Here is an 11,567-nt window from a genome sequence, read left to right as displayed (position 1 = left end):
CTTTTCAGGGCATCGAGGCCGTGCCGGTCGACGTGCAGGTGATGATCGCGCCCGGCAAGGTCAACATGCACATCGTCGGCCTGGGCGACAAGGCGGTGGCCGAAAGTCGCGAGCGGGTGCAGGCCGCGAGGCAGCCGAATGCAAAAACTACTTGGCAAATGTCGGGTACGCTTCCGTCAAAACGTCAAAGGGTCTAGTGCCCACAGCGAGTGGTTTGCGATTGATCCCCCGCGATCGCCAGTGTTGCCACTATCCAAGTCATAGGCGACCTGTGTATTGCTCAAGAACTAGTGCCGCCTCTTTTGTGTTCCCGTTCTGAATTTGGGGGAAGAATGTCAAAGACTGGGTTAGCTGTACTTAAAGAGGCGGCGAACAAAGGGAAACTGGTAGCTATCATGGGTACGGGCGTCAGTCGCGCCCTAGCGGCCGCTGAAGCTCCACATCACAGTTGGCGAGGCCTGATCGAGACGGGCTTGTCATATGCACGCGCACGAGGCCGCATCACCCAGGATCAAGAACGGCGTTGGGCCCGGACCCTCGGCTCCGATGACATCGATGACATGTTGGCAGCCGCCGAATTTGTTACTCAAAAGCTTCAAGGTGCGGATAAGCTTTTGTATGAACGCTGGCTACAAGAGTTATTTTTTGGAGAGAAATGCGGTACCGGCAAGATGGCTGAAGCTATCCGCTCACTCAGAGACGCAAATATACCGTTGGCTACGCTAAATTACGACACGTTACTTGAACAGGCGACTGACCTTCCAGGAATTACACTATCTGACACCTCGCAGGTAGTTAGTTGGATGCAGCGAGATCATCCAGGCATTTTGCATCTTCATGGCAAATGGGACGTTCCCGGTTCCTGCATTCTTGGTATTCGCGACTATACCGCAACACTAACTAGCGAAGTGCGATCCCTCATCCAGCGATCTTTGTCTTCATTCGGTCAGCTTCTTTTTGTTGGATGTGGCGACACTTTTTCCGACCCAAACTTTAGTGCGCTAATAAATTGGTGCCGCACGAACATTGGTGGTGCCCCACCGCTCCACTATGCATTCGTTACAGAGAAGGACTACGGCCCGCGCAAGAAGGATCAAGCTTGGCAGGGGTTCGTCGACCCTATCTCGTACCCTAACCATGCCGATCTGCCAGCCAAACTCTTGGAAATCGTCGCCGACGTTCAGGCTGCAAAGAGGAAACCCAAGCGCACCTCAAGTTCTCTAATTGACGAAGCGCAATGCCTTGATGCCTATCGCACCTTCCTCATTCGTGACTGCGGTCAAATGACGATAGAGGGGGTGCGTGCCGATATGGACACCGCACAGCGGAAGTTTGATCTCGAACGCTTATTTGTTCCGTTGGACGTGGTGCCTATTCCACCTGAATTTCCGCTGACCGACCCCAAGCGAGAACAAAAGCTATCTGAGTGGCAGGAGTCTGATGGGCGAGGCAAAACGTTTGGTGAAGCGTTCAGAGATAATAGGCGAATTGCGCTCTTGGCATTTCCAGGGGGCGGCAAGACACTGCTCCTGAAACGTTTGGCTGTTGCTTACGCCGAACCGAAACGACGAAAGCTGAGCAGAGACCAACTGCCCGATGTGACGCTTTTTCCGGTGATGATTCGCTGTCGAGAGTGGAGAGACCACATCCAAAAACCAATCCCAACAATTCTTAACGAGTTATCACAGATCACCGGGCAAACGAACTTGTCCAACTTCTGGGATGCCATTGTTCCGATGCTTCGTCGGGGAAATATTATATTATTGGTAGATGGCTTAGACGAAATCCACGTTGATGCCCATAGGACTACCTTTGTCGAACACCTTGAGCGTTTCCTAGAAGACTATCCGAAGATCCGACTTGTCGTAACCAGCAGAGAAGCAGGCTTTGCACTCATTGCTCCTACGCTTGCGCGGTTCTGCCAACGCTGGCGCGTGGCGCCCCTTAGCGAAGAGGCTATAGCATTACTTTGCGATTATTGGCACAAGCTCATGGCTGGCGACAAACCAGAAGCCTTGGCCGAGGCCGCCGAAACAACTGCTAGGATCATGCAATCCAGTGCTTTGCGCAGACTAGCGGAAAACCCGCTGCTTCTGACTATGTTGTTGGTTGTCAAGCACGGAGCAGGACGACTCCCGCCCGACAGAGTGAGCTTGTATGACAGGGCGGTGGAGGTTCTCCTCGATACTTGGAATATCAAGGGTCACGAGGCGCTCAACGTCAAGGAAGCAGTTCCGCAACTCGCCTACGTCGCGTTTGAGCTACATAAGCAGGGCAAGCAAACGGCCACAGAACATGAACTCATCAAGTTATTAGAAGCCGCGCGGAAGTACGTGCCCCAAATCACGAGATACGCAAGGGACACGCCGCACGACTTCGTTAAGCGCGTTGAGCTGAGGTCCAGTCTCCTCGTTGAAGCCGGGCTTCAGAAAGACGGGCACAAAACGGTCCCATTTTATCAGTTTCGACATTTGACATTCCAGGAATATCTAGCCGCAGTTGCCGCAGTTGAGGGCCACTATAGGGGTTACACGAGCAGAGACACACCGCTGACCCCTTTGAATCGCTATCTCGAAGGGGAGGAATGGAAAGAAGTCGTACCTATGGCTGCAGTCCTTGCTCGCAAGCAAGCAGAGCCGCTGTTGGTGAGATTGAACACACTGGCTCAAAAGGCCATCGCCAACAGGATTCGCTCCGACGATGATATGGGGCCTATTAAATTAGAAAATGCAGTCCAGCTACTATTAACGAGCCTTGCGGAAGAAGCCGAAGCGTCCCCCGATACCCTCAGTAAAAGTTTGGAAGTTCTTGCACTCCTCGCCAAAGGTTGCCGGGATGATTCCGATCTGTGGAGAACTCTGGCAATAGGACCGTATGGTATCGAGTTTGAGGAGAAAGCTTGGCAACTGTACACACAAGGCTTCCAACCCGAGTCGCTGTGGCTGAGGAATACTTACGCGGTTATCGCAGCTATGCGGCTACACAATCGGCATGCAGTTGCGGCTGATGCCCATCGAGAAGTGATGGATTGCCTTCAAAAAGGCACCCACAGCGAAGAAATCCGCAGAAATTTTCTTGCTATTTCGGGAGATATATGGAGTTCGACACATGAGACGCTAAATATCTGGTCCGACAACGACACAGCAACCTTGGTAGAGCAATATATTTTGTCCAAAGATTCCGATAATACGGAGGCAGCGCTTTGGGCCAGAGCCCTTCTACACGATCGTGAGACAACAATCAGACCAAAGGTAGGTACTTTGGAACTTGTTGCTAACTTATACTTCTTAGACGGCTCTATAGCGAGTCTTGCCGGCTTCTTTTTGGGAAGGGTGGTCGGGTTTCCGCGGGCGTATTGGAAGCCGCAGTTTGATGCCGATCAGAAAGAGCGCATCGTCGGTATACTAGAGTCAGACCGCGTAGACGGTCGCGATCGCAGCTTGTGGCATGGCGCGCTCGTTTTGAGCTATTACGCCCGTGGCGTTGTCGATGATAGCAAACTAGGGTCATTGCTAGAGCAAATGAAGGATCGTTCTGACGTGGCCAATCTGATGACGTCACTCCTCGCTGGGAAGTCGAGAGAAGGTTCGATGAGAGTGAGGCGCCCGAGCGTAACGTTGTGACTGCCTTCGGGGCAGTTCGGAGCTGTATAGAACCCGACCACGAGCGCGAAGAAGGCTAGGCTTAATTCAGAGCAATCGGTCAACGGCGAGCTCAGCCCAAAATGCCCTTGGACGTGGCTGCCGCAATCAATTCGATTGACATGACCACGGGCCCATAGTGGTTCGTTGGCATGTCCAATGACAAGAATAACCTCCTCGAATCTTGGATGCTCCAGCGCTTGAAACAAGTCGAGGCTGCGCTGGCGCATCGTGAGTGGCTTGTCGATGGACAGTTTTCCGCCGCCGATATCTTAATGACGGACGTACTTTGGATACCCATGGTCATGGCTGCCGGCAGTTTTCCGACAACATGATGTTACGTCGATCCATCCTGCGACGGCTAGACGGTGCATTTTGCAGCGGGCGACAAGTCCGTGGCAATCTGTGGCAGGGCGCAATGTCTGGTCGGAGATCAACCTGCGTTTCAGGTTGATCGGAATAGCATTTATAGCTGCGGTGGTTTTGTTCCTGTATTGTTCTTGATTATCCCAGAAATCTATGTTTGTGTTGGGCGATGTCGTTGGCCGCCTAGCCGTGTAGGCTTAGGCACGCAGCATATCCGGGGGCATAGAAATGGTGGCGCGGGTTCGCACGGTCGCTTTTCAGGGCATCGAGGCCGTGCCGGTCGACGTGCAGGTGATGATCGCGCCCGGCAAGGTCAACATGCACATCGTCGGCCTGGGCGACAAGGCGGTGGCCGAAAGCCGCGAGCGGGTGCAGGCCGCACTGCATGCTTCCGGCCTGTCGATGCCGTCGAAGAAAGTCACGGTCAATCTGGCGCCGGCCGACCTGCCGAAGGAAGGCAGCCACTACGACCTGCCGATCGCGCTTGGCCTGATGGCTGCCCTTGGCGCCATTCCGGGCGACATGCTGGCCGGCTATGTCGTGCTTGGAGAATTGTCGCTCGACGGCACGATTGCCGCGGTCGCCGGCTCCTTGCCGGCGGCGATCGCCGCCAATGCCGAGGGCAAGGGCCTGATCTGCCCGTTCGCATGCGGGCCGGAAGCGGCCTGGGCTGGTCGGGAATTCGACATTCTGGCGCCGCGCAGTCTGATCGCCATCGCCAATCATTTTCGCGGCACGCAGGTGCTGTCGCGCCCCGAGCCCGGCATTCATGCCGCCGCTCTGGATTTGCCTGACCTCGCCGACATCAAGGGCCAGGAGACCGCCAAGCGGGCGCTGGAAGTGGCCGCCGCCGGTGGGCATAATCTGCTCATGATCGGACCCCCGGGATCCGGCAAATCGATGCTGGCGCAGCGGCTGCCGTCGATCCTGCCGCCGCTGGCGCCGAAGGAATTGCTCGAAGTCTCGATGATCGCCTCGGTGGCAGGAGAGCTCGGCGAAGGTAAGCTGACCGACCGGCGGCCGTTCCGGGCGCCGCACCACTCGGCCTCGATGGCGGCGATGGTCGGCGGCGGTATCCGCGCGCGGCCGGGCGAGGTGTCGCTGGCCCATCACGGCGTGCTGTTCCTCGATGAGTTTCCCGAGTTCACGCCGCAGACGCTTGATGCGTTGCGCCAGCCGTTGGAGACCGGCGACTGCATGATAGCGCGAGCCAATCATCGCGTCACCTATCCGGCGCGTATCCAGCTGGTGGCGGCGATGAACCCGTGCCGCTGCGGCATGGCCGGCGAGCCGGGCTATCGCTGCCTGCGCGGCGAGCGTTGCCGTACCGACTATCAGGCGCGCATTTCGGGTCCGCTGCTCGACCGCATCGATCTCAGGATCGAAGTGCCGGCGGTCTCGGCCAGCGACCTGATCCGGCCCGACCGGGCGGAGAAAAGTGCCGATGTGGCGCTGCGTGTGGCACGCGCCCGCACCATCCAACGCGAACGTTTCGAGCGGCTCGGCGCCACCCGCGCCACCACCAACGCGCATTGCGCGCCCTCGGTCATCGACGAGATCGCCATGCCGGACGCCGCCGGCCTGTCGCTGCTCAAGGACGCCAGCGAAAAGCTCGCCTTTTCGGCGCGGGCCTATCATCGCGTGCTGAAGGTGGCGCGGACGCTCGCCGATCTCGACGCCAGCGAAACCGTCGGCCGAATCCATCTGGCCGAAGCGATCTCCTACCGCATGAGCTCGGAGCGGATGGCGCAGGCGGCGTAGGTCCGCCGACAAGCCGACCTCGCCACATTGCCTTCCGCGATCACGCCATAACCCGGCCTCCGCGAATCGATCATCTCCACGGTGCGGCGGACCTGATTGTCCGCTTGGCCGGCGTCCTCACCACCCAACGGCCCCCACCGACCGGACGCCGGCCATTTTCTTCCTCTTCCAGAAAGCGTGGATGTCATCGGCGTCGGACCAAGGTCCTGGCCTCCGCATTGACATTCCTTATTTAGACAATGCGAATATGGTGTGGCCGGGGAGCCCGCTATGTTCATTGACTACTACGAAGTTTTGGAAGTTAGCCCGAACGCCAATTCGGAAACGCTGGAGCGCATATTTCGCTATTTTGCGATGCGCTATCATCCAGACAATCGCGAAACCGGCGATGAAGCCCGTTTCAGTGAAATCGTGGAAGCCCACAATACGCTCAAGGATCCGGTCAAACGCGCACAATACGACATCGCGTACAGGGACCATGCCGGCCTTCGCCGTGAATTGACCGAGGAAGCCAGCAACACCAAAGGCATCGAGCGTGACGTCGTGATCCAGGCCAGGCTGCTGTCGCTGCTTTACGCGAAGCGCCGGCACGACGTCAGCAATCCCGGGATCGGAGATGTGGAGCTCGAACGCTTATCAGGCTGTCCGCGAGAGCATCTCGAATTTCATCTCTGGTATCTGAAAGCGAAGGCCTGGATAGCAAGAGTGGAAAACGGGACGATCGCGATTACGGTGGAAGGCGTCGATCGGGTCAACTCCGAACACCGTCGCGATCCCACCATCCGGCTCCTGGACCATACAGCTCCCTGACGCCTCACCCCGGAGAAAGCAGGCCGAAAACCCGCCGCCCATACACGACACTGGCCTATTCAGCTCTGCTGCGCCTTCAGTTCCAGCCGCCGCGCGTGCAGCACCGGCTCGGTGTAGCCATTGGGCTGGACGCGGCCCTTGAAGACCAGGTCACAAGCGGCCTGGAAGGCGATCGACTTGGCGAAATCGGCCGCCATCGGCTGGTAAAGCGGGTCGCCCTCGTTCTGGCGGTCGACGATGTCAGCCATGCGCTTCATCGTCGCCATCACCTGGTCCTCGCTGCACACACCGTGGTGCAGCCAGTTGGCGATGTGCTGTGAGGAAATACGCAATGTGGCGCGGTCTTCCATCAGGCCGACATCGTTGATGTCAGGCACTTTCGAGCAGCCGACGCCCTGGTCGATCCAGCGGACGACATAGCCAAGAATGCCCTGCGCGTTGTTGTCGAGTTCCTTCTGGACGTCTTCGGGCGACCAGTTCGGCCGCACGGCCACGGGCACCGACAGGATGTCGTCGAGCTTCGCCTTGGGCTGGTTCTTCAGCGCCGCCTGCACGGCGTGGACGTCGACCTTGTGATAGTGCGTGGCATGCAGCGTCGCCGCCGTTGGCGACGGCACCCAGGCAGTGTTTGCGCCGGCCTTGGGGTGGGCAATCTTCTGTTCCAGCATCGCCGCCATCAAATCCGGCATCGCCCACATGCCCTTACCGATCTGGGCGTGGCCGGCCAAGCCGCATTCCAGCCCGATGTCGACATTCCACGCCTCGTAGGCGGAAATCCAGGCGGCCTGCTTCATGTCGCCCTTGCGGATCATCGGGCCGGCTTCCATCGAGGTGTGGATCTCGTCGCCGGTGCGGTCGAGGAAGCCGGTGTTGATGAACACGACGCGCGCTTTTGCGGCGCGGATCGCCTCCTTGAGGTTGACGGTGGTGCGCCGCTCCTCATCCATAATGCCCATCTTGATGGTATTCCTGGCCATACCGAGCAGCGCTTCGACGCGGTCGAAGATCTCGACGGCGAAAGCGACTTCGTCGGGCCCATGCATCTTGGGTTTCACGACATACATCGAGCCCGCGCGGGAATTGGCGCGGCGGCCGTTCGGCCCTACATCGTGCAGCGCGATCAGCGCCGTCATCGCCGCATCCATGATGCCTTCCGGAACCTCGTTGCCGTCGCGATCCAGTATCGCCGGGTTGGTCATGAGGTGGCCGACATTCCTGACCAGCATCAGCGAGCGGCCGGGCACGGTCAGCGTGCCGCCGGCGGGCGCGGTGTAGGAGCGGTCAGGATTGAGCTTGCGGACAAAGCTCTTGCCGCCCTTGGTGATCTCTTCCGCCAAATCGCCCTTCATCAGGCCGAGCCAGTTGCGGTAGATGACGACCTTGTCTGGCGCATCCACCGCCGCGACCGAATCCTCGCAGTCCTGGATGGTGGTCAGCGCCGATTCCAGGATGACATCGGCGATGCCAGCCGGATCGGTGCGGCCGATCTGGTTGTTGCGGTCGATCGCGATCTCGATGTGCAGGCCGTTGCGCACCAGCAGCACCGCATCGGGATTGGCCGCGTCGCCACGGTAGCCGACGAATTGCCTGGGGTCGGCCAGCGTCGTCGAGCCGGCGCCGGCGCTCAGCCGCAAGGCACCTTGCGCCAGCGACAGACCATTGACGCCGGCCCATTTGCCTAGGGTGAGCGGGGCAGCCTCGTCGAGAAAGGTCTTCGTCCAGGCAACGACCTTGGCGCCACGCGCCGGATTGAAGCCCTTGCCCTTTTCGGCGCCATCCGTTTCGGGGATGGCATCGGTGCCGTAGAGCGCGTCGTAGAGCGAACCCCAGCGCGCATTGGCGGCGTTGAGCGCATAGCGCGCATTCATCACCGGCACGACCAGCTGCGGTCCGGCAACATCAGCAATTTCGGGGTCGACATTGTCGGTCGATACGCTGAAGGCCGGGCCTTCGGGAACGAGATAGCCGATTTCTTTCAGGAAGCCCTTGTAGGCCTCCATGTCGACCGGCGCGCCATGCTCGCGATACCAGCCGTCTATCTGTTCCTGGATGGCGTCGCGCTTTGCCAGCAGCGCCCGGTTCTTCGGCGCCAAATCATGGATGATGGCCGAAAAACCGTTCCAGAAGGCGTCCGCTTCGACGCCCGTGCCCGGCAGCGCTTCCCTGGCCACGAACTCATGCAGCTCGCGGGCAATCCGCAATCCGGCGATCTCGATGCGGTCGGTCATCAGGCTACTCCAGATGAAAGGCTTTGCGGGCCTTTGGCATGTCAGGTTTGCCGGGTCAATTCAGCTTAGGGTGAAGGTGGCGTATTTCGCCGCCCCGCTCAAACCGCAATCCTTGGCCTTCCCGAGGCCACCGCCACCACATGCGCCTCGATGAACATGCGCTGGGCTTCGACGGTCGAGACGCGGAATTCGGTGGCGACGTCGATCTCGGCGCTGTCGGTGCCGGCCTCCATAGCGCGCTCCGCGACGATGGCGCGGACATCGGCCTCGGCCGCCGCGATCGCTGTCGCCTCGTCGAGGAAATCGCGCACGGTCTCGCCCGAGGCGAGACGAAACAGCCCTTCCATGGGCTGGCTGACCCGCGCCTCGGCCGAAACCCTGACCTGGCCGACGACGGCGCCGAGCGCGTTGGCGACATCGGTATCCCTGGGCACCACGCAGTCATTGCCGATCAGCGGCGGCAGCCCGGCATAGTGCAGCGGCGCCGAGGCGCCGAGGCCGATGACCGGGCGGTCGAGCGCAACGCTCAGGCGGGCAATCCCGGGATGGGCGTCGACCGCGCGCTGCACCAAGGCATGCGCCACCGTCGACGCGCCATCGAGCCCATCCTCGGCAAAGGCGGTCTCGAGGATATACTCGGCCGACCAGCGCGTCAGCGTCACCAGCACCCGTTCCGAAATCGCTTCCGGCGAAGCTGCGATGTTCTGGCCACGGCCGTCACGCTTGCGGGCGAACAGTTCGGCGCCGAGGCGCGCGGCGATGGGATCCCAGTTCGCCTGCTTGCCGAGCACGTGGGCAGCGTCCGACGGGGTGAAGCCGGCGACATGCACCAGCCCGCGCGACACCAGCCGGTTCAGCGTCGCGTTCTGCGCGTTCGAGGTCAAAAGCCTGTCGACGGCGAGCGGCACGGCACCAATCAGCTCGTAGAGCTTGGCTTCGGCGCCGGTCAGGCCTGCGGCGAGCCGGTCCGGCACGCCGGTGCGCACCGCGAAGCGGCCGTCCATGCGGCCGGGATTGGGCGCCCGCAGCTGGCGTTCGAGTTCGGAGGTGACAGCTGTACCGTGCGCCATGCCGGCCAGCGCCAGCGGCACCAGGCGGCGCGGCCCGAGCAGGATCTTCGGGTTGAGCACGCCGTCCTCCAGCGTCACTTCGGAATCGCCGCCGAGGCCGAAGGTGCGCATGGCGACAGCCTCGACCATGGTGCGGAAGCCGCCGACGGTGGCGCCTTCCGGGTCGAGCCTGGGACGGCCGCCGTCGAGCACGGCGACGTCGGTTGTGGTGCCGCCGATGTCGGAGACCACAGCATTGTCGAGCCCGGTCATGTGGCGGGCGCCGACCAGGCTGGCGGCCGGGCCGGACAGGATGGTCTCGATCGGCCGCTGGCGGGCAAAAGCGGCCGAAACCAGCGCGCCATCGCCGCGCACCACCATCAGCGGTGCCGCGATGTTGCGTTCTCCAAGAAAACCTTCGGTTGCCGCCACCAGGCGGTCGATCATCGAGATCAGCCTGGCGTTGAGCAAAGTGGTCAGCGCCCGGCGCGGACCGCCGAGCTTGGCCGACAGCTCGTGGCTCGATGTGACCGGCAGGCCTGTCTTTTCGCGGATCAACTCGCGGGCGGCGATCTCATGCGCCGGATTGCGGGTGGCAAAATAGGCGCAGACGGCAAAGCCGGACACCGAGGCGCCGAGTTCCGGCAACGCCGCTTCCAGTCCGGACAGATCGAGCCTGGCGGCATTGCCGTGCACGTCGTGGCCGCCCGGACAAAACACCACCGGATCGGTGCCGAGCGCGGCCTTCAGCCCGTCGCGGGCGAGGTCGCCCTCGGAAAAGCCGATCATCACCAGCGCGACGCGGCCGCCCTGGCCCTCGACAAGCGCGTTGGTGGCAAGCGTCGTCGACATCGACACCAGCTTGATATGAGCCGGATCGGTTCCGGCTTTCTGCAGCACCGCATCGACGGCGCCGGAAATGCCGACGGCAAGATCATGCCTTGTGGTCAGCGCCTTGGCCTTGGCCAGCACCTTGCCCTTGTTCGGGCCTTCTTGCGGGCCTTCCGTTTCAGACCACAACACGGCATCGGTATAGGTGCCGCCGGTGTCGATCCCGAGGAACAGCGGCTTTGGCTTGGTCTTGGCGGTCATTTTTGGCGGCGGTCCGGGTGGCAATTTATTTGTCCCTGCCCTTAGCCGATACGGAGCGGGCGATAAAGCCGCGAGCGCTGGGCCACGGGTAATCTCCCCCCTCGAGGGGGAGATGTCGCCAAAGGCGACAGAGGGGGTCGGCAAGACTGGATGCGACTTCATACGAGGCGAAAGAGGAAGCCAGCGCTCTACGCGAGACGACCCCCTCTGGCCTGCCGGCCATCTCCCCCTCAAGGAGGGAGATCGCAGCTACCCCACAAACCCCACCTTCTTGTGCGTCCCATCGCAGAACGGTTTGTTGGCGGAATGGCCGCAGCGGCAGAGGAAGGCGCGTTGCGTACGATCGACCGTATGGCCGGTTCCGGTGACGATCTCGAGATTGCCCTCAAGCTTGAGCGGGCCATTGGTGGTCGGCGTCACTTTCAGCGGACCGTTCCTCGCTTCGAGCGCCAGCGTGTCCTTCAGCGGCGGCTCGCCGGTGGCGGCAAAACCGGATTTGTTGTGGCTGCCGTCGCAGAACGGCTTGTTCTCCGAAGCGCCGCAGCGGCAGAGCGTGGCACGATAAGAAGTCTCGCCGTCGAGCACGATCTCGGCGTGTACCGCCAGCGGGCCGGTTTCCC

Annotated in this window: 7 protein-coding genes and 1 pseudogene; 5 read left to right on the top strand and 3 right to left on the bottom strand. The window is 60.8% G+C overall.

Going from position 1 to position 11,567, the window contains the following annotated elements; translation table 11 throughout:
• The 5 genes and pseudogenes from EN984_RS39480 to EN984_RS07335 all read left to right on the top strand — a co-directional run.
• Positions 1-128 (top strand): annotated as a pseudogene (locus EN984_RS39480) (ATP-binding protein); the annotation flags it as partial.
• A gap of 432 nt (positions 129-560) precedes the next feature.
• Positions 561-3,623 carry an SIR2 family protein gene (locus EN984_RS07350; RefSeq protein ID WP_164751138.1) on the top strand — a complete coding sequence of 1,021 codons (3,063 nt, stop codon included), beginning with the start codon at positions 561-563 and terminating at the stop codon, positions 3,621-3,623.
• 170 nt (positions 3,624-3,793) lie between these two features.
• The gene (locus tag EN984_RS07345; protein WP_127269651.1) at positions 3,794-3,976 is read left to right on the top strand and encodes a glutathione binding-like protein; all 183 of its coding nucleotides are present in this window, start codon (positions 3,794-3,796) and stop codon (positions 3,974-3,976) included.
• A 259-nt stretch (positions 3,977-4,235) separates the two neighbouring features.
• Positions 4,236-5,768: a YifB family Mg chelatase-like AAA ATPase gene (locus EN984_RS07340; protein WP_127269776.1), complete on the top strand. Its 1,533-nt coding sequence runs from the start codon at positions 4,236-4,238 to the stop codon at positions 5,766-5,768.
• Between the two features lie 270 nt (positions 5,769-6,038).
• Positions 6,039-6,578 carry a J domain-containing protein gene (locus EN984_RS07335; RefSeq protein ID WP_127269222.1) on the top strand — a complete coding sequence of 180 codons (540 nt, stop codon included), beginning with the start codon at positions 6,039-6,041 and terminating at the stop codon, positions 6,576-6,578.
• 59 nt (positions 6,579-6,637) lie between these two features.
• On the opposite strand, the gene EN984_RS07330 is transcribed toward EN984_RS07335, so the two are convergent.
• From EN984_RS07330 to EN984_RS07320, 3 genes are all read right to left on the bottom strand, one after another.
• Entirely contained in the window at positions 6,638-8,806 is a 2,169-nt protein-coding gene (locus EN984_RS07330; protein ID WP_127269223.1) for a malate synthase G, read from the bottom strand.
• Between the two features lie 98 nt (positions 8,807-8,904).
• The gene (locus EN984_RS07325) at positions 8,905-10,947 is read right to left on the bottom strand and encodes a hydantoinase/oxoprolinase family protein (protein WP_127269773.1); all 2,043 of its coding nucleotides are present in this window, start codon (positions 10,945-10,947) and stop codon (positions 8,905-8,907) included.
• Between the two features lie 249 nt (positions 10,948-11,196).
• On the bottom strand, positions 11,197-11,567 hold a 371-nt coding region (locus EN984_RS07320; protein ID WP_206517410.1), incomplete at its 5' end, for a CDGSH iron-sulfur domain-containing protein.

The sequence above is a fragment of the Mesorhizobium sp. M7A.F.Ca.CA.004.12.1.1 genome (genome assembly GCF_003997835.1).
Lineage (GTDB): Bacteria > Pseudomonadota > Alphaproteobacteria > Rhizobiales > Rhizobiaceae > Mesorhizobium.
Note: the sequence above shows the minus strand (reverse complement) of the source record. Positions and strands in the feature narration are given on the sequence as shown.